Origin of the sequence: Pseudomonas sp. EA_65y_Pfl1_P113 (assembly GCF_963970525.1) — a bacterium.
GTDB classification, from domain to species: Bacteria; Pseudomonadota; Gammaproteobacteria; order Pseudomonadales; family Pseudomonadaceae; genus Aquipseudomonas; species Aquipseudomonas tritici.
This window is the reverse complement of sequence record NZ_CAXAQM010000024.1, coordinates 1-19,290: the sequence shown is the minus strand read 5'-3', so window position 1 is coordinate 19,290 and position 19,290 is coordinate 1. Positions and strand designations below refer to the sequence as shown.

The following is a 19,290-nucleotide window of genomic DNA, read 5'->3' as shown; positions in this document are numbered from 1 at the left end:
AAAAATCTCAAGACAAAGGTAGGAATTTCATGACGAATGTTTCCAAATGGGCAATCATGGCGTTCTGCTCGATGCTGCTGGCTGGTTGCGGTTCAAGCCAGGACAAAGCTGAAGAATTGGTCAAGTTGATGGGCATGGACGTCCAATACAAGATGGTAGTGCAAGTCGCAACGTCGGGTTATGCATCCAAATATCGCGAAGTCGCGCCAGAAAAAATCAAGGCCGTGATCGAGGACAACATTTCCCAGGACCTCTTGAAAGATACCTTGGTCCAGGTATATGCAAATCACTTTGATGCCGACGAGCTGGAACTGATGATCGAGGCCAACAAGCATCCTGATCAGGCGATGAAAATTATTATGGGCTCTAAGGACGGCATGAAGCTGGCAAAAAAATCCATGGACGTCCAGGTGGATCTGCAGCGTGATATGGCCAAGGCGTTCGAGGATCGCGATGAGGACATTGTCGACGAACTGGACGACCTCCGAAAGGATGCCCGCGGCTGATCCTTCATTTGCTCCGAACCACGGTAATCGACGCGGTTACTACGAACAGTTCGAGGTAGCGTTTGGCAATTCATGGAGGGTGGGATGAGGTTTATTTTGGTAATGCTGCTGGTGCTCAGCGGCTTCGCTCACGCCGGTTGCGGCAGCATCAACAACGACGATCAACGCGCCTACTGCTACGTCAAAGAGGGGAATGGGAGCTGCGCGAGCATTAAGGACGACGATCTGCGCGCTACCTGCTATGTGGAGGCCGGCAATGGCAGTTGTGCGAGTATCCGTGATGATGACAAACGCAAATACTGCTACGTGAAAGAGGGCAACGGAAGCTGTGCAAGCATCAACAATGACGACTTACGTAACTCCTGCTACGTCGAAACAGGCAACGGGAGTTGCGCGAGTATCCGTGACGACGATCAGCGATACTTGTGCTACGCCAAGACTGGCAATGGCAGTTGCGGGAGCATCAAAAACGATGACTTGCGACGTCAGTGTGAAATGGTAAAGCGCTGACTGGCTTGCTTTAACCAAGCCGGATAAAGGAATCTCACCTACAAAAAATGCCAGTCAGGTAACTGACTGGCATTTTTCATTCTGCGGCTAACGATCTTCCAAGCTGAAAAGGCGAGTGGTTCAACCGCTCAACCCAGTACTTCGCCCCTGGTCTTGCGCTTGAATCGCCGGCGCAGGAAAAACACCACAAACAAAATAAGCAGCGTGCCTACGGTTAGGAAAATCGTGTTGAACCAAGGAAACGGCTCTTCGCGACTATTCGTGGCTTCGATGTCTGTGATGTTTGGGAATACGGACAAGATTTGAATGCGCCAGCCGTAATAACGGATGAGAGCCAGCTGCTGGGCATCTCGTGAGTAACCCTGGGCCTTTGCCTGAACGTCGGCCGAGTCAAACTTGAAGTACCACGGAAAACTCCACCCGGTATCTTCATTGCGATAGACCATTACCTTTTTAGATGTTGGGTGTTCAGTGTTAATGAAATACACATCCCGGGTTGGGCCGTCCGCTGGGTTTTCAGCATTGATGACGCCGTCATCGTCCACACGTTTTACCTCAACGCCGGTGATGGCCACCACGTCGTACTGCGGCAAAACATAAAACAGACCCAATCCCGCGCCAGTGATTACGAGCAAGATTGCGCCGATAACCACTCCTTTGATCCACATCATATTTGTGCTCCATTTTGATCGTCGAATTCTGCCCCAAATCGATCTTGGGTTTTCACCTTTGACCGCTGGGGGGCTACTAAACTTGGTTAGCAAATGTGTAGGTGCTGCAGTGATAGTAACGACGGCTCAAAAAAAGCCTAGGAAATCTCCCAGGCTACTTGTTTGCTGAAGCACGCGATCGCGTTCCGATCGCCCTGGCTTATGCAGGTGCTGTGTCAAATTCCAGGCATTCGGAAAGTGAGGTGAACTCAGGTCGCCGGCAGACCCAGGCAGTAAAAGCGGTGTAAGCCACCGACAAGCCTGTGATCAGAGCCATTGTTTGCTTCTTCTCTCGACTGTTTCTCGCAGCAGCACGCGCTTGAGATTCACCTTTGCGTCGAGCACTGTTCGAAAAGAGAGACGCGATCAGCATTCCAATCACCGCATAGAACACTGTGATGAGAGTGAGCTTGGCAACAATAACTAGGGTGATACTCAGAACTCCCTGGTTAGTCCGGAAGGTCGCGAATACGGCGTATGCAATGGCCAAGATAATCCCGGTACCCAACGCTATCCCTGAGACCAAGCCAGGCATTTCAAGCCAGCGAAGGATCAGAGCCAAAACGGCACCGATCGCGGGCAGCGCATTCGTGATCGCAGCATCGGTGTAGTCGGTGTAGATCGTGGCAGCCTCTGTGTGGTGTCTCCAGATCGCCAGACAGGTGATCAAAGCACCTATCAAAAGCGTGTATTTCCATGCCGGGCCTGCCCAGAAGGCCTGCCACATGTGTAGCACTGCTGGTTTCTCAGCTACAGGCTGAGCAGGGCGCACTTGCTGTGCCGAAACCACATAGGCTGGGCTCTGAGAGGAGGGCGCCGGTTGCACACTTTGAGACGGTGTCTGAGCCACCTGATGCTGCTGAGGAGATTGTTGTCTTTGTTGACGGGATTGTTCCTGAGCGATCCGGTACTGCTCATCTCTTTGGGATCTGGCAAGTTCCTCTGCCTGGCGCTGAGCTTCATACTCATCCTTGCGCAGCTTCTCTTCTGCCGCGTATGCCTTACTTTTTTCAACGCGGGAGTAACTATCCAGAAAGGTGACACGAGCTCCCATGGTTTGATCGAGACACTTCTGGGTGGTGCACTGATCTCGTACGGACAGCCATTCGCGTTGTGACTGGCGCAGATCATCCGGGTGCTCTGTTTCAGCGAGGGCTTTTTGATAGGCTCGACCGAGAATGCTGTCGACGCCACTCAGATAGCCGTCCTTACAGATGCTGGATTCCGCAAAATTTGCGGCCTTGGAACAATCAAAGCTTGCTGCCATTGAGTTACAGGCCACTAATGCCAGCGTAAATGCGAGAGCGTTGCGAAACATCATCCGGTTCATCCCTAATTCCGTTATCCAGTACCCAGAAGGGTATAGTAGTTATCGGCCGGGTATGTGAATACGTGAGGAGGTTCTGCATGCTCGTGTGGACGCGTCAGTTGTCGTGGATTAGACGGGCCATTCATAAAAAACCTGGGATACCTCCCTAGCTTTTGGTGTTATGGTAAAACTTATTGAACAGTAGCCCAACCTTCGACTACGTCACCGCCCCCCTTGGCTTTCCACTCTTTCAAAATCTTGTAGTTTCCACCTTTTGTTTCGATGACTTCGCCTTTGTGCGGGTTGTTGTATTGTTTGACTTTGCGAGCGGCACGTTCAGTGCTTTTTTCGTTTGAGCGCTGACTGGCCGACCAGCGCGTTTAGGGTCGAGGAGTGCGATCACATCACGCAGGCTCTTGCTGTACTCGCCCATCAGATTTTTCAGCTTTGTTTCGAACTCAAGTTTTTTTGCAAGCCGTCATTGGACTTCGAAGAGTTCAAACGAGCTTTAAGCTCTTTGATAGCTTCTTCGGTGGAGCGGGATTCGTTGATCAAACTCATTTCAGCAAATTTCCTTTAGGTGGTCTCCCATCTTGGGAATTCAACCTCAGTGCCGTTTGGCGATTGCCTCGTTCATGTGGTTACAGTTCTCTTTTATGTGATTGTGAAACTAAGCCTGATGCTCAGGAAGCAGTCGTCGGTCTTATTGTTGATCAGATGACGCGGGATTAAGTAGCGACCATTGCAAGAGAATACCATGGTTCAAGTATGCCGCCGTAAGAAAGTGAGACGAACTTTTCCTTTGTTGGCGACTGGTAACTCAGACTCCCGTACGCTGATTAGATCAGCGGTCTTGCGTACGGTAGAAAAGCTAAGTTGTGGAGGAATTCTAGACGCGGTTCGAGTTGTGAGCGACTTATCTCACTCGGGGGGCGAGACTCCCTCGATACTTTCCATCTCGGAGTCAGAAGGGGTACTTAGAATGTAAGTGCGCATGCACCAGATTTTTGCGTCGGGCCAAGACTTGAGGGCCGCGTCTTCATCCATGGCGTATTTTGTTTTATCATCTTGGCGTGGGATTCGTTCAGCTGGAACTTGACTTCGACCTCCGAGTCGGTTGGGCTTATGGGGAGGCTCATACGGAAACGCTCAATATCGGTCATAATGATCTCCAATCTTGCTGCGCGCCAGACCTCCGCCAGTCCTCGACGAAAATGCTATTGAGCAAGCAGTCGCCCGCTGATTGATCATTCAGAATATAAACTATGCGCGTTGGGCAGCAAATCAGTCCCGATAGAGGGCGTATGAATTTTGGTGTATATCCGAATATATCCTGCTGACTATAATTTATAATCAGCAGGATATATTCGGATATTTTACGCCGGTAGATATGCATCACCACGGCAGCGCTACCCTTGTGTTCATTGCCGACACAAGAGCGGTTGAGATGATGTTGATTCAAGTGGCTGAACCGTTTGCCTTGTGAACCACCATGCTGCAGCGTTTGGTGATACTTTCACCCCAAAGCGCTCCAAACGATTAGACCTAATGAGATTGATCATGAAAGGCAAACGTAAGGCCAAAACAATCAAGTGGCTCATGAAAGATCAATTCGAGAGGGAGGCTAGGCTGATGCTGCGAAAACGATCCCGTGATGCTTCGAACCATTTTCTTGATGCTGCAGCTATTTTTGGAGTCGAGCATGAACCGGTAGGCTTGCTAAGCGGAAATTGCGGTGAGTGATATTCTCAAAGTTCGCCTCCTAATGTTGTAAACCCCATGGATAATTGATTACCGCGGTTTTTTTAGGGGTATAGGTTGACTGCTACTGGCCCAGCGTGTGTAAAAACGCTGATTGCTCATCGGTCTTGGAGTATCAACGTTTGTCGGCTGAGTTATCGCATAGTCAGCGTCAAGGCTTGCATCAGTAACGACCTGGAGCACGCCAACGCTGTTTTACAGCCTCTGGCCGGGTCAAAACCGGCCTTTTTTAGGCTGACAGCGCTTTCATCAAACCATTGGCACCAATGATTTTCATGACCCGTTTCAAGTTGTAGGCGAGCACATTCAAGCTCATCTCCGTATTCACCCCAACCAGCTTTCGCGTCAGTAAGTGCGTCGCCCCCATCCGTTGTTTGAGCGTCCCGAAGGGATGCTAAACCGTCCGTTTTCGGACTCGCATCATCTCTGGAGCTTTGCTCAGCCGAAGCTGCATCTCCTCCAATACGTCCTCATGCTCCCAGCGTCGAACTCGTCGTTCCGTGCTCGGTGTGCACTGCAATTTCAACGCGCAGCCCTGGCATTTCGAACTCCAGTAACGGTGCAACGTCAGGCCTTTTTCAACGTTGGTATAGCGCCAGATTAGCGCCTCTCCAACCGGGCAAACGTATTCGTTTTTGGCCGCGTCAAATTGGGAGATACCGTTCAATAGCCAATGCTGCCGTCAACGGCAGCAGTGCTTGTATTTTTTTTCAGAGCCGCAGGGACATGGTTCGTTCCGGCCTACCGGCGAGCCAAGGTAGGCCCGTGGGGACGGTTCGGTTGTGACTGCGGCCGGTGGGTTGTTTATTTGAAAAGCAAATTGAGGAAATGCGTTAGCCATGGCTGTCTGCATCTTGTCCCAGATATATACGGCAAGCCTTCGGCACGCTGGAAGCAGATCCTTATGTTGTGACGTTGCAGTGATCTCATCCTGGCAGTTAGTAATGTGCGCCAACGCTGATTGCAATGCGTCCAGATCGTCTAGTTGCTTTACCAGGCTGTGAGCCAGTGCATACCGGGCTTTTATTCGAGTTTTTTCGCTGTTGATGCATTGTTCATAAAGCGCTTGTGCATCAATTTCGCTTCGGCCCGGAATGCGCTTCTGGCTGATCAGTTTGCCGAGCTCAAGCATCGCTTCCGGGTACTTTTGTTCTGCCGCTTCGACTAACCAGGCAATAGCTTTGAGGCGGTCACTGGCGAAGGCATGACCCTGTTTATGCAGCGTGTACAAGTGAAATTGTGCCTGCGGAAATCCAGCCTCAGCAGACTGTAAAGAGCATTCGAATGAAGCGTTGAAATCTATCGGACCGCCGAGCCCCCGCTCATGCATCTCCCCCAACTGAGCAAGTGCTCCTGGGTGAGACTGGGCGGCAGCCTGCTGATACAAATCTCTTGCATACTCGAGATCTTGCTCGTATCGAGCCGACCCCCAAAAATGGCAGTCACCAATAAAAGCCATTGCATTGGCATAGCCTCCAGCACTTGCCCGCCAAACCCAATGCTCACCTTTTTGGCGTTGTTCTTTAAACTCATCGCCCTGGAGATGCGCATGGTAAATCCCGTACTCGTACATTGCCTCGACATGCGAACTGTCAGCAGCGAGCTGGAACCACATATTGGCTTGATCAATAGATTTACGGGATTCAAAACCGTAGCCGTCATCAGTTCTGAACACAACCTCCGCGGTTTTTAGAGCATCAGCTTTTTCTTTGAAATGGATTCCGAGCGTATAGCGTGCTTCAGAGTCTTCCTCGAAAACAGCGCTGTAGCTCAATGCTTGAAGGTTATGCTGTGTGAGCGGCGTGACCGTGTATTCAGGAGACTCACCGAGCACTGAACTTCGGGTATGTAGATACTCAAGCAATTCGAGGGCAGCGGGTAGCGCCTCGTTAAGCATTTCAGTTGCGTCGTGGGAGGTATAGCTAAACGCCTTGGGGTGAGCGCTAACATTTCCGTTTTTTTGCAGGGTGCGTAACGGGCTCAGCACCCTGTGGTCTACCAAACGTCTATCTCGCAGGTACGCGATCTTGCGATCCAGATTCAGATCCCGATCCATATTCGGAACCAGAGTTTCGCAGAACGCCTCGGCGAAGCTTCGCAAGAAAGTAACGGCGTAACCCGGCGTCGAAGCACCCAGGTTCTTTGCCTGTTCATACAAGTTGCCCAACTGAGGGCTGACGCTGTGCGCAAACTCAATATCGTTCATCGTATGGCCTTAAATGCAGGCTGGATTTACCGGCAATATTGCGTATCCAGATCGAGGGCACAAGAAAGTGACTTTGAAGATACCCCGTGCCGCATCGGTGGTCACACAATGTGGATCGGCCTGTTGGCGCTGATTGAAAACTGACCCACCCTGCCGATTGAAAATTGACCCAGGACGGATTGCTGATTTCTGTCCCAGCAATTGTGGATAAGCTTAGCAGCAGTGTGCCGATTGAAGACGCATCAAGCCCCACCGCATGTATGCATGCAGCAGGGTATTTATGGTGCGGATCAAAATGGCTCATCGTCCTCGATATCATCTCCGTCCTTGCGCTTTCGTTCCCGTGACTTGATCTTTGTCTGGGCCGCCAAGGTGCTGTGTTGCAAGCGGTAAGACTCGTTGCCCGTTTCGACGATGTGGCAGTGATGTGTCAGCCGATCCAACAACGCTGTGGTCATCTTTGCGTCGCCAAACACACTCGACCATTCCGAGAAGCTCAGGTTGGTGGTGATGACCACGCTGGTGTGTTCGTACAGTTTGGACAGCAGGTGAAATAACAGGGCGCCACCGCTTTGACTGAAGGGCAAATATCCGAGTTCATCCAGTATCACCAAGTCTGTGCGAAGCAGTGCCTGGGCGATTCGCCCTGCCTTGCCATCGTACTTCTCACGTTCCAGCAGATTCACCAGATCCACCGTGGAAAAGAAGCGCACGCGTTTGTTGTGGGCCGTGATTCCGGATACAGCCAAGGCACTGGCCAGGTGTGTTTTCCCGGTTCCAGGGCCGCCGATGAACACGACATTCTGCGCGGTTTCAGTGAACGACAAGCTTGATAGATCGCTGACCAGCCGGGCATCAGCGCTGGAAGCGCTGAAGTCAAAGCCAGCTAAGTCACGGTGCATGGGGAGTTTTGCCATGTTCATCTGATGATTCAACGAGCGCACCGCGCGATCCGCATGTTCCTGCTGAAGCAGATGTTCCAGCAGCCACTTCGATGAAGCCGTCGACGCTGTTCCTTGAGAGACCAGTTCTTCCCAAGCACTGGCCATGCCGTGCAGACGCAGTTCTTTGAGTTCAGTCATCAGGTCACGCATTGCGATTCTCCTCATCGGTCGTACGGAGCCGGTCGTAGCGTGCTGTATTGGCAACAGGCGCCACTTTGAGTTGCAGGCTGGTTTCTACAGAGGGAGGTGGTGCGGTGGAGGTCAGGCGGGCAACGACATTGAGGATGTGATCGGCGCTCAGACTTCCCGATCCAAGTACCAGCTCCACCGCCACCAGCACTGGTTCGAGACCCGCAATTGGCACAGCAGCCAGTACCTGCATCATGATTCGATCACCGTTGGTGTGACGCCTCAGTCCGCGTTTGAGAAGCTGTAAAGGTTTTGGCAGATCAGCATATGGAGCGCCATTGCGCAGTGCACCAGGCTTGCGTTCGATGAGTGGGATGTAGTGCTGCCAGTCAAAACCGACCTGATTTCGATCAAAGAGGCGCTCGTGACTGGCGATCACCGCTTCGTCGGCAATGACCACGATCCGCGAAGGGTACAAACGGCTGCTGACCCATTGACCAACACGCTCGCAAGGCACCGAATAACGATTGCGCGCCACGCTGATCAGGCAGGTGCTAGAGACACGGACGGTGCGTTCCACGTAGCCATCAAAGTCCGTCGGCATCGGCATCGGCATCATTTCAGCCTGCTCCAGCTCCAGGACTTCTCCCACCGTCAAACCGTTGTACTGTGGATGTACAGTTCAGCCCAGAGCGTACGACAGCGTTGGCCGAGCCAGACGTTCAGCTCCTCGAAGGTATGGAACATGCAGTTTTGAGCATCGAGCCAGATTCGTCTCCGGCTGTCCTGCACGTTCTTTTCGACGATGCCTTTCTCCCAGCCAGAGGCCACGTTGCAGAAGTCCGGATCGAACAGATAGTGCGCGCACATCACGGAAAACCGGGCGTTGACCGTGCGGCCTTTCCCTTTTTTGACCTTGTCGACAGCCGTTTTCATGTTGTCGTAGATGCCGCGACGTGGCACGCCACCCAGCGCTCCAAACGAACGGGTATGGGCATCAAAAAGCATCTCGTGGGCTTGGCTGGGGTACGCAACCAACCAGAATGCGCGACTGGCGCACAGCTTCATGTGGGAGACCTGGATACGTCGAAACAGGCCACCGATCAGCGGGCCTTCTTCGCTCCAGTCAAACTAAAAGGCCTCACCGAGGGCAAAAGTCAGCGGTACAAAAGCGCGTACAGACTTGCCTTGCTCGCACCGCCAAGAGCGGACAAACGCCGTGAGCTGGCTGTAACCGCCGTCATAACCCTCGGCCTTGATCTGCTCGAAAAGTGCTTTGGCGCTCCTGCGGTTGTGTTTTGGCCGGAACGAATCGGCCTTGAGCGCCTGTTCCAGCGTCTCGTGGAAATGGCTGAGTTTGTTGAGGGTTGCGCACCGTTGGTACGCTGGTTGAGTGGCTTCGGGCGCTCTGACCCATTTACGGATGGTGTTTCTAGAAAGCCCGGTACGCTTGGCTATCTGATGCAGCGAGAGCTTGTCGCGGAAATACATCCGCCGGATTTTTCCCAACATTTCCATGCTGATCACCCTGTGTTCTCCTGCTCAAAAAGTGAGCAGAAGCAGTTGAACACCTGGGTCAGTTTTCAGTCGGCAGAACAGCCTCTACTGGGTCAGTTTTCGGTCAGCGACAACATACCTGGAGGGGCGCACGGTGAGGGATACATGGGAGGATCAGGATGAGAATGAGCAGGTGACATTTAAGCTTGAGGCACGGCGAGTGGGGATTTTGCCATATCGGGTGGAGTCGGTTGTTTTAGGGGCGAAGGCTGCGCCGCATGAAGGCATGAGCGGAGAACCTTGAGACATAGAAACGCTCTGGCAGGCGACCTCTCGGAAAATGTCCTGAGATATGGACACCGCCTCAATTTCACCGTAAAACCATTTAAAACCCGTTGAAAAGCGCACTCCATCAAACAATCGGTTTGACGAGCTATGAGTAAGGACTGGATCCCTCTTGGTGCACATCTTCACTCGCCTAGGTTTGGCTACGAACACCATGGCATTTATGTCGGACTTGACCGTGTGATTCACCACGCCGGGTACAGTGAGGCCTTCAAAAAGGGATCTATCGAAGAGACCTCGCTGAAGGAGTTTTCTGCAGGCAACGGTTACTCAATCAGGCGTTACGAAGCCCCCCACTACTCGCAACCTCGTATCGGGCAACGCGCTCGCCAGCGACTCAAAGACGGCAACGTCAAATATCATTTAATTTTCAGCAACTGCGAACACTTTGCTACCTGGTGCGTGACGGGGTGCGCGACGAGCGAGCAGGTGCAAGACTCGGCCAGTAAGGCATTGGCGGCCGGGGGCGCTCACTATGCTGCGCGACAGGCTATGCAGAAACCAGCCGAGGCTGTAGTGAAACATGCCCTATCTCGAGCCGTTGCTGGTGGATTCGTAGGGGCGAAGACGGGGACCTTCGCAGGGGGGGCAACCGTCGGGATAGCAACTGCTGCGGGGCTGAGTGCAGCACCGATTGTGCTACCCGTAGTTGCGGCATGTGCAGTGGTTGGCGGTATCATCGGCTGGTTATGGGAGGACTAATACAACACAGCGTCACGGCTTTCAATGTTCGCTCACGATCTTGGCCCCGTTTGCATCAGCTCATCCGCAACCGTCCGAATGTGCTCACGCATCAACACCTTGCCCAACTAGTCCTCTGGAATCCCCTGCACACCGTAATACGCCCCCGCCACCTGGCCGACAATTGCTGCTGTGGTACCCGAGGCAAGAGCCGTATGCGGTAGTTCCGCACGTACGGATCTGAGCGGGGGTGTCAGGTAACTGTCATCCCTATCCCGACCCCATCCGCTTACAATTGAACATTTATATATCTCATGAAAAAGGGCCCCGCAGGGCCCTGATTGTTTTTACTCAAACAGTCTTACTGAGTGCGCCATGACTCAACAACGTCAGCGCCGAACTCGTTTTTCCATTCTTTCAACTGACGATGGTTACCGCCCTTGGTTTCGATCAGCTCACCCGAATTAGGATTCTTGTAGATCTTGACGTCACGTGCCTTGCGCACAGCCTTTGGAGCGGCTGCGGTAGCAACGCGTGTGGATGCCTGAGGATCGAGAATAGCGATCACGTTGCGCAGGCTGTAGCTGTACTCAGCGAGCAGTGCGCGAAGTTTGGTTTCGAACTCGACCTCTTTCTTTAGACCTTCGTCGCTTTTCATAGCCTCAAGAGCGGCCAGTTGCTCAGACAGGTGTTTTTCAAGCTGACGGAATTCTGCGAGACGAGACATTTTACGCTCCTGTATGTTGATAGCCATTATCCGGTGATGGCTACGGTCAAGTCTAGCAATCGGCAAACTGAAAGGGAGCTTCAATGCATTTAGTAATGCTCGACACCTGCGTCTGGCTTGATAAGTCGTCCCAAAACGTTGTGCTTCCTATGGCTACCGCCTTGAAGCACCTAGTCCAGGATGGCCCTAGAGTTTGAAAAGCGTTAGGCAATGAGCTTGCAAGGTGTCTAGAGAATCCGGGGGGACTCACGGATCTACAGCCCATAACGCCATAGAGGCGGCCGAGTTCAGTCAACTTGCTCAGGCCACCAGATCCAATCGGACGCCCACCGATAGTGTCGTGGATTGGATATTTGGCTCTGAAGACGTATATCAGGAGGGCGCGCGAGGTGTCGGTTATTGGCAGGTTTCCCCTGGTGAAGTGGACCTAGAACATCTCGAGGCTTGGTGTCGTGAGAAGATGAAGGAGACAAAAGTCCCGTTCGACAAGGTCGACTGGCAAGATGTTTTTATCGCGCTTTATCTATGAAGCGTACGTAAAGAAAGGGGGACAGATTTATTATGCGAGGAAAAAATCATCTCCTTTTTGGGACGTTTTTAGGTCCATAAACAAACGCCGCTGTTTTTTAATTGCTGCATTGTCAGGGAAGGGGCTATTAATGATGCACATCGCTTCGGCAGCGGATTTGTGGAAGAGCCTGTGCGAGAGCGCCGGGCTGGAACTTCGACTAAAGGGTGGAGGGCCCGGTAGGGACACTGATGTCGAGGATGCGGTGAGACAGGCGCTGAAAGTGCCTGCCAATTCGCCTTCGTTGGCCGCATGGTTGGTAGCCGACGCTGCTTCATCTAGCCCACAGGTAAGTACAGAGCAGTTGCTAGTCGTAGTGTTGAAGAGTCAGGTCGGATTCGCCTCGATGATGCAGGATATTCTTAATGTCCTGATTCTGGCCGAGACCCGAGAGGCAACACATCAACTCAGCGTTGAGTTCAAGTTCGACAAAGTGAACGATCCGATCAAGGCTACGCTGGAACAGTTTGGGGAAACCATACAGCGCACGGAACGTATCCTGGAGAGACGTCCAAAACTTCCGAATAGCAACGTAATGTGGTCGCTTTCGTCTACCTTGAGGGAGTCGCTGATCGGCTTCCCCGAGCACCTATCAGCCGATTTTCCTCCGATACCTGCGATCACTGCGACCGGTCACGTCGAAATCGATGCGCGATTGGAACTCTTGACTCGGCTGGTATCCGCCTTCAGAGAGCTTTGGCTGCGACACGGTCAAACACGGGATCAGGTGGAGGCCGTTGCTCAGATCTTGAGTGACTCCAGTATTGTTGCCGAGCGGGAACTATCCGGACAGTTGTACCCGACAAGCGATTTTTGGGACATCGGCATGATCGCTGGAATGCAGGATCTGGCAAGTCAGGTGGCGTCAGGGCCAATGGCCGAAGGAGCGGTACTTCAGACTCTGGATGACGCGCTCAGGAACATCGAGTGGGGAGATGTCTGGGTAGAGCACACTTTCCAGGAGTTGCTGGATCTGCTGAACCTTCCAGTCTGGCGTCGGCGTCATGAGCTTTACTCCGTCTGGGTGGGGACACGCATGCTCAGTGTGATAAAACATGCGGTTCCGGATATGCGTTTCCATACCGTCGATGGCACTCTATCATTCGAGTTTGGTGGCAGCCGCCTAGCCTCGTTCAACTGGGACAACAAGCAGTTCGACGTATGGGCAGAGTTGCGTTCTGCTCTGGTCGGAAAGAGCTCGAAACGCAAGAAGGGTATACAGCCCGATTTTCGTGTCCTGAAGGTGAACTTGTTGCAGTCAGCCGGCGCGCAGACGGTCTACGTGCTCGAGTGCAAGCACTACCTCAACGCCAGTAAATCAAACTTCACCCAGGCAGCCACTGACTACGCTCGCAGTTGCCCGAACGCTGTTGTGCATATCGTCAATCATGGGCCCGCAGATGATTCGATACTGACGGCCGCACTGGCCAACGAACTGCAACCCCGGGCGAAGTTCCTCGGCGGCACAACACCCAAACAGGAGACCGAGACGGGAGCTCTGAGCGCCGAGATCCGGAAGACGTTGTTTCCTGGTCTGCCGAAAACTGTCGTGAGCACAGTGGCGCTGATGTCCGACAATACGGCGATGGCTTTGGGCATAGTGTGCAGCGTACAGCTTGTGTGGGATGCCAGCCTGAAAGACATGGATCTCGCGCTGCGAGTTATTAGTCCTGACGGGAGCGTAATCAAGTCCATCGATTTTCGGAATCATGGAGCTCTCGATGCGCTACCTTACGCTCGTTTTGAGGAGGACGTTCGCGAAGGGCCAGGATCCGAGTGCATTGACATAAGTCGCTGGTATTTCAGTCGATACGAATTGCTCGCGACTAACTACTCCGGATCCGGGCAGATGACGCCGCAGGCGCTGCACTGCAGTATCAATACAGCTAAGGAAACGACTGTGTTGCATTACCCGGCAACTCTGCCAGCGACGGGCGACGAATGGAAAATCGCCGAGTTACACGTGAACGACGGGGTAGCCACCGTCGTTCCGTATTACTGATCAAGAAGGGAAGACCAAAAAAGGGGACGGATTTATATTCAGGTAAATAAATCCGTCCCCTTTTTCATTGTAATGGCTAGGTGATAGAGACGGAGTTTTCTAGACGAGCTGTTGTTTAGCAGAACGTGCCAGACTGTTGGCGCCGATGCCGAGTTTGCGAAATTGCACTCCACTTGACCATCTGATTGCATCGGTACTGACCACTCGTTTGCATTGCACTCGACCAAGCGTTTGCATTCGATTAGACCACCGATTGCATCGGATTTGACCAGCACGCTTAGTAAACATGATCGGTAGAGAGCTGCCCATTGCTGCCGCTGGCGACAGGCAGTCTTCGGCTAAAAGCGGTCATTCATCCAAGTACCGTTTTCGGCCAAAAGCTGACGTCACCCAAGCCGCTTCCGCTAACGTCGGACGGTCAGCCTGGGTGGCCGCGCTAACAAATGGATATATGATCTGCCTACTAAATGAGAGCCGATTCAGGCCTATGCTTCTTCAACAACCACCTGTATGAAAAGAGCACGGCACGATGATAAATGATTCAGATTTGGCCGAAATGATTCCTTCCGCGCTAACAGGTGTAACTGTCGGGATCGGTTCGCAGATCCTGCTTTTTGGCGATATGGCTAGCGTGTTAATTCAGTGTAACCGTCCGGGCAAGTCATCTAGCGTAGCTGGCTCTATTGTTTTACGAGATTGCGCAACGATGAAGCTCAGCCCTCAATGTCGATCAGGGACTGCCGGGCATCATCACCCCAGTCAGACCCTGTCAAAGCACTTTCTCGTGCTATCAACAATTGAAACGCTTGAGATTCCTTTCAAGCGTTGCTGGATAACTTAAACTTGCCGACTACGCTGCGAAGTTCATTAGCGAGCAATGAAAGCTCGTCAGCCGTTACGGCGTTGTCCTCTACGCCTTCCATGACGATTAAGCTGCTGTTTCGAATGCCGATGACGTTGCGATTGATATCCTCTGAGACCGAATGTTGCTGCACCGCCGCACTTGCAATCTGAGTGTTCATGCCCACAATTCCGTCTACTGCTTCATTGATCTGGTTCAGGCTGCCAGACGCTTGGCTCGCTGCCTGAATGCATTCCCTAGCTCGGGTTTGCCCAGCCTTCATCTGTTGAACAGCGGCATCAGTAGCGCCTTGCAACTGTTGGATGATCCGTCGAATTTCTTCTGTGGAGTTTTGTGTGCGCGAGGCCAGAGTCCGCACTTCGTCAGCCACGACCGCGAAACCACGGCCTTGCTCGCCAGCTCGCGCCGCCTCGATGGCCGCGTTAAGGGCCAGCAGGTTAGTCTGATCCGCGATGGTACTGATGACCTCGATGACACCACCGATTTCTTTGCTGTGTGTCGCTAACGCTTCGACTTTGCTTGCACTGAGCTCCACTTCGTTAGCCAACGCCTCAATAGCGGCACTTGTTTCAATCATAACTTTCAAGCCGTCGTTAGACGCACTGCTTGCAGATTCAGCAGCACGTGCTGCGCCCTCGGTATTCTGGGCCACGTCGGCAACGCTCGCGGTCATTTCGTTGATGGCAGTAGCAACCTGCTCGGTTTCAGCCTGTTGTGAGTTCATTGAGGCTTTGGCTTGGCCTATGGAGATCTCTAGTCGCTTTGCCGCATCTGAGACTGAATGCGAGCTACGCTCCACCTGGCTCAGTGAGCCCGAGAAGGCCGTTACCATGCGGTTAAGTCCCTCGCCTACATCACCGATTTCATCGTGGCTGTTGATTCGGACGCGCGCGCTCAGATCGCCTTGAGCAATACGTGCCGTCACAGCTAGGAGCTCATCAACCCCAATCCGCAGAGCCTTGTAGATGCCGACGAACGCATAGAGCAGCAGTATCGCAATGGCGATAAATAGCTCAGTGCCGAAAGTACGCTCATTACTCAGTGTATTCAGACGCTCATCAACTCGAATTCGCAGCGATTCCTGCATCTGATCCTGAGCTTTGTAAAACTGAGCAACGACGGCGTTTCCACGCTCGCCCAAGGTGTTGGCATTCACGGTTGAGCGCTTGCTCGGATCAAGGTAGTCCACCAGGTCTTTACGCAGATTTTCCAGGTCGGTAATGGCTGTTGTTACAGACGGCTGAACTACACCAGATAATTTCGGCTCTTCTCGGCGAAGCAGGGAAAGGCTCTGCTGCAACTCTTGACGCATTAGCAGCTCCTGTTTCAACAAAGTCTGGGCAAAAATACGAGTGGTGTCGTCCAGAGGACGGTCAGCGCTAAAACCGCTGGCCAGACCGCGAATCTGTCCGACCAGATTTATTTGCCGAGGTAGACGTATAGAGCTTAGATCGATGAGGTACAACGAACCTGCTTCTTCGTCCAAAATCATGCCGGAAGTGGCCGTAATGTAGTAAACGAAATTCATTAGGTCGGTTAACTGGTCGTTCCACGCGGAAAAGATCACCAAAGGTGCTTCGCCTGCTTTGGCGCGTTCAACCAGCTGCACACTAGCGGTACGCAACGTCTGAACTCGGTCTGTCGTTGCCAGTTGGGTGCTAAATTTTGCGTCCTGCGCAGCAAGAGTCGCATAGGCATCGTTAAGCTTTTCAGCATTGCGTGCTGCATTGGCTACTGCGTTGGTATCACCGCTGAGCATGCCGTGTGTCAGCGCCCTCTGAATCATGGTTAGACGCAGGATAGGGGTGACGTCCAACAAGTATTGTTGACCCACCTGTTCATGCTTGATGCCCGTGATGCTCGTGTTCAGTGAAAGCATCACCCGGGTGCCTAGCAGGAGCAGAGGAATCAGGACAATAAATCCCAAAATTACGAATTTCATGGGGAATCGAACACGGTTGGTAACGAACAGGGCAGGCGCTAATAAATTCATCGGGTTCTCTATCACTCAAGGTCTGTGAGTGCTTTCTTAGGCGTTAAAAAGTGCCCATCTCTCATTTATGGTTATGAGGTAATGAAAGCATTCCAAGAGATCTTCCTCAAAAGCCGCTTACCCTCCTTTGTTACAGGATCGAATTGCCGCGTTTCTCTTGGTACGAAAACTATCGGCTGAACCGGGCGAAGCTGTAGGGAGGAATGCATGGATAACCAGCATAAAGGCTAAGTAGACCGGTAATGGCACCAGTTGGAGGTGCGTCCGGGCATCCCGTCTTGCGCAACTAAACCGGTCGCCACCTATGCGGTAGTAGCTCCGCAATCTCACTTGCCCGCTGCGTCGGCAGGCGCGTGAGGACGTCCTTCAAATAAGCATACGGATCATGGCCGTTGAGTCGCGCCGATTGGATCAAACTCATGATCGCCGCTGCACGTTTACCGCTGCGTAACGATCCCGCGAACAGCCAGTTCGAGCGACCAAGAGCCCACGGACGAATTTGATTCTCGCACCAGTTATTATCTATGGGCACAGCACCGTCATCGAGATAGCGCGTCAGCGCTATCCAGCGTTTGAGGCTGTAATCCAGGGTCTTGGCGATGGCCGAACCCTCAGGCACAAGCTGTCTTTGGGAGGTCATCCAAGTATGAAGTGCGTCGGCGATTGGCGCTGCTTTTTCCTGCCGTATTCGCTGTCGATCACCCGGTTCCAGCTCGCGGACTTCTCGTTCAACTTCGTACAATGCCGCGATGTAGCGCAGCGCTTTTTCGGCGATCTGGCTCTTGTTGGTCGCATGCAAGTCGAAGAACTTTCGGCGGGCATGGGCCATGCAGCCGATCTCCGTAACGCCCAGTTCAAAGCCTGCCTTGTAGCCTGCAAAGTCATCGCAGACCAGCTTGCCGTTCCAACGACCTAGGAAGGCTCGGGCATGTTCGCCAGCGCGGCTCGGACTGAAGTCGTAAACGACCGCCGCCAAGTTGGAGAACTGGCTGGTGGCATAGGCCCAGACATAAGCGCGATGAGTTTTTTTAGCGTCAGGCGTCAGCATTTGTACCGGCGTCTCGTCGGCGTGGACGACGCCGTGCGTCAGCACGGCTTCGCGCAGCGCATCGACTAGCGGCTGAAGTTGCACGCCGCAGTTGCCTACCCATTGCGCCAAGGTCGAACGGGCGATGGGCAGCCCGGCGCGGCCGAAGATTTTTTCCTGACGATACAACGGCAAATGATCAGCGAACTTGGCCACCATGACATGGGCCAGCAGACCTGCGGTCGGTATGCCTTTGTCGATGACGTGCGCCGGTACCGGCGCCTGGATTAGCGTTTCGCACTGCTCGCAGGCCCATTTCCCACGGATATGACGCTCGACGGTGAACACACCGGGCGTGTAGTCGAGCTTTTCGCTGGCATCTTCGCCGATGCGCTTGAGGGCGCAACCGCACTGGCAATGGCTGTTGTCCGGTTCGTGATGGATCAGCGTGCGAGGAAATTGCGGCGGCAGCGCTGCGCGCTTGGGTTGCTGGCGCACTTTGGCTTCGACTGGTGTCGGTTGCAGCGCCTCAAGCTCGGCTTCGATAGCGGCAATATCAGTATCGATCAAGTCGTCGAGCAAGCTGGCCTGATTTGGACTTAGTTGCTCGCTGCGTTTGGCAAACTTGAAGCGCTTGAGCAGCGCGATCTCGTGGGCCAGCTTCTCGTTGACCGACTTGTGATGGGTGATTTGCTTGTCCATTGTCTCGACGCGCTGGATCAACTGCGCCGCCAGGGCACGCAGTTGTTCAGGGTTTAATTGATCGAGATTTGGATGCAAGCTCATGCCGCCTATTTTGCCAGAGAGGGCTGGTTGCGACGATAGACTGATGGGCCAATTGCGCTGGCAAGCACGCCATGGCAGGTGTTAAAGCATCGAGATGATTCCGCCTGCACCGACGCGCTGCCAAGGTAAACCGAGCACCAGGGCCTGAAGTTGCTCGGCATCCAACTCAACTTCGGAGCCGTGTCGCACACCCGGCCAGAAGAAGCGTCCTTGATTCAAACGCCGGGCGGCAAGCCAAATACCCACGCCGTCATGCACCAGCACTTTCATTCGATTGGCGCGGCGGTTGGCGAACAGATAGGCACAGTGCGGCTTCGCCGCACCGAACACCGCCACGACCCGTGCGAGCGCGGTTTCAGTTCCGGCGCGCATGTCCATGGGCTCGGTGGCGAGCCAGATGGAATCGACGCGGATCATCGCAGCAGGTCTCGAAGGAAAGCAGAACACGCCGCTGCATTTTCTGCTGGCCAACTCACCACGACGACACCTTTTGGATGCGGCACTTCGATTCGGATCGTGGCAGGAAGGGCCTGATGCATCGGCACCGGCGGCGAAGTCTTGACCGGGATGAAGGCAGTTTGCAGTGCCAGGTTTTTCTGTGCATGCACCCGAATCCATTTATGGACGAGGTTTGCATTGAGGTTGTGGGTCAAGGCGACATTGGCAATTGAAGTGTCAGGTTGGGCGCACTCAGCAATGACCTGGGCCTTGAAGGACTTGGAATAGG

At 53.2% G+C, this 19,290-nt stretch carries 14 protein-coding genes and 5 pseudogenes; 6 read left to right on the top strand and 13 right to left on the bottom strand.

The genetic code is table 11. The features are described from left to right. The first annotated feature begins 29 nt into the window (after positions 1 to 29). On the top strand, positions 30 to 506 hold the full coding sequence (locus AACY52_RS20205) for a hypothetical protein (protein WP_236529060.1): 477 nt from the start codon (positions 30 to 32) through the stop codon (positions 504 to 506). An 84-nt stretch (positions 507 to 590) separates the two neighbouring features. Then, the gene (locus AACY52_RS20200) at positions 591 to 1,016 is read left to right on the top strand and encodes a hypothetical protein (protein ID WP_236529061.1); all 426 of its coding nucleotides are present in this window, start codon (positions 591 to 593) and stop codon (positions 1,014 to 1,016) included. A gap of 128 nt (positions 1,017 to 1,144) precedes the next feature. Here the strand turns inward: AACY52_RS20200 and AACY52_RS20195 are convergent, their stop codons facing one another. From AACY52_RS20195 to AACY52_RS20185, 3 genes and pseudogenes are all read right to left on the bottom strand, one after another. Continuing rightward, a complete protein-coding gene (locus tag AACY52_RS20195; protein WP_236529062.1) occupies positions 1,145 to 1,687 on the bottom strand; it encodes a DUF1523 family protein in 543 nt (180 codons plus the stop codon). Positions 1,688 to 1,886: 199 nt separating this feature from the next. Then, on the bottom strand, positions 1,887 to 3,056 hold the full coding sequence (locus AACY52_RS20190; protein WP_236529063.1) for a hypothetical protein: 1,170 nt from the start codon (positions 3,054 to 3,056) through the stop codon (positions 1,887 to 1,889). 170 nt (positions 3,057 to 3,226) lie between these two features. Further along, a pseudogene (locus tag AACY52_RS20185) lies at positions 3,227 to 3,596 on the bottom strand (histone-like nucleoid-structuring protein, MvaT/MvaU family). A gap of 999 nt (positions 3,597 to 4,595) precedes the next feature. On the opposite strand from AACY52_RS20185, the gene AACY52_RS20180 reads away from it, so the two are divergent. Continuing rightward, positions 4,596 to 4,778, top strand: coding sequence for a hypothetical protein (locus AACY52_RS20180; RefSeq protein WP_046071061.1), 183 nt, complete (start codon positions 4,596 to 4,598; stop codon positions 4,776 to 4,778). Between the two features lie 247 nt (positions 4,779 to 5,025). Here the strand turns inward: AACY52_RS20180 and AACY52_RS20175 are convergent. From AACY52_RS20175 to istA, 4 genes and pseudogenes are all read right to left on the bottom strand, one after another. Beyond that, positions 5,026 to 5,445, bottom strand: a pseudogene (locus AACY52_RS20175) (transposase); the annotation flags it as partial. Between the two features lie 33 nt (positions 5,446 to 5,478). Beyond that, positions 5,479 to 7,002 carry an SEC-C metal-binding domain-containing protein gene (locus AACY52_RS20170; protein WP_236529064.1) on the bottom strand — a complete coding sequence of 508 codons (1,524 nt, stop codon included), beginning with the start codon at positions 7,000 to 7,002 and terminating at the stop codon, positions 5,479 to 5,481. A 290-nt stretch (positions 7,003 to 7,292) separates the two neighbouring features. Beyond that, the gene (istB, locus tag AACY52_RS20165) at positions 7,293 to 8,096 is read right to left on the bottom strand and encodes an IS21-like element ISPsy20 family helper ATPase IstB (protein WP_236529065.1); all 804 of its coding nucleotides are present in this window, start codon (positions 8,094 to 8,096) and stop codon (positions 7,293 to 7,295) included. Continuing rightward, positions 8,089 to 9,593: pseudogene (istA, locus tag AACY52_RS20160) on the bottom strand (IS21 family transposase). The gene istB and the pseudogene istA overlap by 8 nt, the downstream one beginning before the upstream one ends. 118 nt (positions 9,594 to 9,711) lie before the next feature. On the opposite strand from istA, the pseudogene AACY52_RS20155 reads away from it, so the two are divergent. Together AACY52_RS20155 and AACY52_RS32290 are read left to right on the top strand one after the other, a co-directional pair. After that, positions 9,712 to 9,876 (top strand): annotated as a pseudogene (locus AACY52_RS20155) (single-stranded DNA-binding protein); the annotation flags it as partial. Between the two features lie 131 nt (positions 9,877 to 10,007). Next, on the top strand, positions 10,008 to 10,619 hold the full coding sequence (locus tag AACY52_RS32290) for a lecithin retinol acyltransferase family protein (RefSeq protein ID WP_370468038.1): 612 nt from the start codon (positions 10,008 to 10,010) through the stop codon (positions 10,617 to 10,619). Between the two features lie 340 nt (positions 10,620 to 10,959). Here AACY52_RS32290 and AACY52_RS20145 read toward each other — a convergent pair whose 3' ends face one another. After that, positions 10,960 to 11,325: a histone-like nucleoid-structuring protein, MvaT/MvaU family gene (locus tag AACY52_RS20145; protein ID WP_186604949.1), complete on the bottom strand. Its 366-nt coding sequence runs from the start codon at positions 11,323 to 11,325 to the stop codon at positions 10,960 to 10,962. 659 nt (positions 11,326 to 11,984) lie between these two features. Between AACY52_RS20145 and AACY52_RS20140 the strand changes: the two genes are divergently transcribed. Next, positions 11,985 to 13,895 (top strand): hypothetical protein, encoded by a 1,911-nt coding sequence (locus tag AACY52_RS20140; RefSeq protein WP_236529066.1) that lies wholly within the window; start codon positions 11,985 to 11,987, stop codon positions 13,893 to 13,895. A gap of 818 nt (positions 13,896 to 14,713) precedes the next feature. Here the strand turns inward: AACY52_RS20140 and AACY52_RS32285 are convergent. From AACY52_RS32285 to AACY52_RS20120, 5 genes and pseudogenes are all read right to left on the bottom strand, one after another. Next, positions 14,714 to 15,430: a methyl-accepting chemotaxis protein gene (locus AACY52_RS32285; RefSeq protein ID WP_370445645.1), complete on the bottom strand. Its 717-nt coding sequence runs from the start codon at positions 15,428 to 15,430 to the stop codon at positions 14,714 to 14,716. Between the two features lie 159 nt (positions 15,431 to 15,589). After that, positions 15,590 to 15,844: pseudogene (locus tag AACY52_RS32280) on the bottom strand (HAMP domain-containing protein); the annotation flags it as partial. Between the two features lie 1,192 nt (positions 15,845 to 17,036). Beyond that, positions 17,037 to 18,563, bottom strand: coding sequence for an IS66 family transposase (locus AACY52_RS20130; protein WP_074848043.1), 1,527 nt, complete (start codon positions 18,561 to 18,563; stop codon positions 17,037 to 17,039). An 81-nt stretch (positions 18,564 to 18,644) separates the two neighbouring features. Then, a complete protein-coding gene (gene tnpB, locus AACY52_RS20125) occupies positions 18,645 to 18,980 on the bottom strand; it encodes an IS66 family insertion sequence element accessory protein TnpB (RefSeq protein WP_003177794.1) in 336 nt (111 codons plus the stop codon). Next, positions 18,977 to 19,290, bottom strand: a 314-nt coding sequence (locus AACY52_RS20120; protein ID WP_339560725.1) for a transposase, incomplete at its 5' end; no start/stop codon positions are given. The genes AACY52_RS20120 and tnpB, both read right to left, overlap by 4 nt.

What these genes read in the sequence shown, in the direction of transcription:
- AACY52_RS32285 (WP_370445645.1), bottom strand. Translation starts at nt 15,430, where the DNA reads ATGACCGCGAGCGTTGCCGACGTGGCCCAGAATACCGAGGGCGCAGCA.
- tnpB (WP_003177794.1), bottom strand. Translation starts at nt 18,980, where the DNA reads ATGATCCGCGTCGATTCCATCTGGCTCGCCACCGAGCCCATGGACATG.
- AACY52_RS20190 (WP_236529063.1), bottom strand. Translation starts at nt 3,056, where the DNA reads ATGAACCGGATGATGTTTCGCAACGCTCTCGCATTTACGCTGGCATTA.
- AACY52_RS20145 (WP_186604949.1), bottom strand. Translation starts at nt 11,325, where the DNA reads ATGTCTCGTCTCGCAGAATTCCGTCAGCTTGAAAAACACCTGTCTGAG.
- AACY52_RS20205 (WP_236529060.1), top strand. Translation starts at nt 30, where the DNA reads ATGACGAATGTTTCCAAATGGGCAATCATGGCGTTCTGCTCGATGCTG.
- istB (WP_236529065.1), bottom strand. Translation starts at nt 8,096, where the DNA reads ATGCGTGACCTGATGACTGAACTCAAAGAACTGCGTCTGCACGGCATG.
- AACY52_RS20140 (WP_236529066.1), top strand. Translation starts at nt 11,985, where the DNA reads ATGATGCACATCGCTTCGGCAGCGGATTTGTGGAAGAGCCTGTGCGAG.
- AACY52_RS20195 (WP_236529062.1), bottom strand. Translation starts at nt 1,687, where the DNA reads ATGATGTGGATCAAAGGAGTGGTTATCGGCGCAATCTTGCTCGTAATC.
- AACY52_RS20200 (WP_236529061.1), top strand. Translation starts at nt 591, where the DNA reads ATGAGGTTTATTTTGGTAATGCTGCTGGTGCTCAGCGGCTTCGCTCAC.
- AACY52_RS20180 (WP_046071061.1), top strand. Translation starts at nt 4,596, where the DNA reads ATGAAAGGCAAACGTAAGGCCAAAACAATCAAGTGGCTCATGAAAGAT.
- AACY52_RS32290 (WP_370468038.1), top strand. Translation starts at nt 10,008, where the DNA reads ATGAGTAAGGACTGGATCCCTCTTGGTGCACATCTTCACTCGCCTAGG.
- AACY52_RS20170 (WP_236529064.1), bottom strand. Translation starts at nt 7,002, where the DNA reads ATGAACGATATTGAGTTTGCGCACAGCGTCAGCCCTCAGTTGGGCAAC.
- AACY52_RS20130 (WP_074848043.1), bottom strand. Translation starts at nt 18,563, where the DNA reads ATGAGCTTGCATCCAAATCTCGATCAATTAAACCCTGAACAACTGCGT.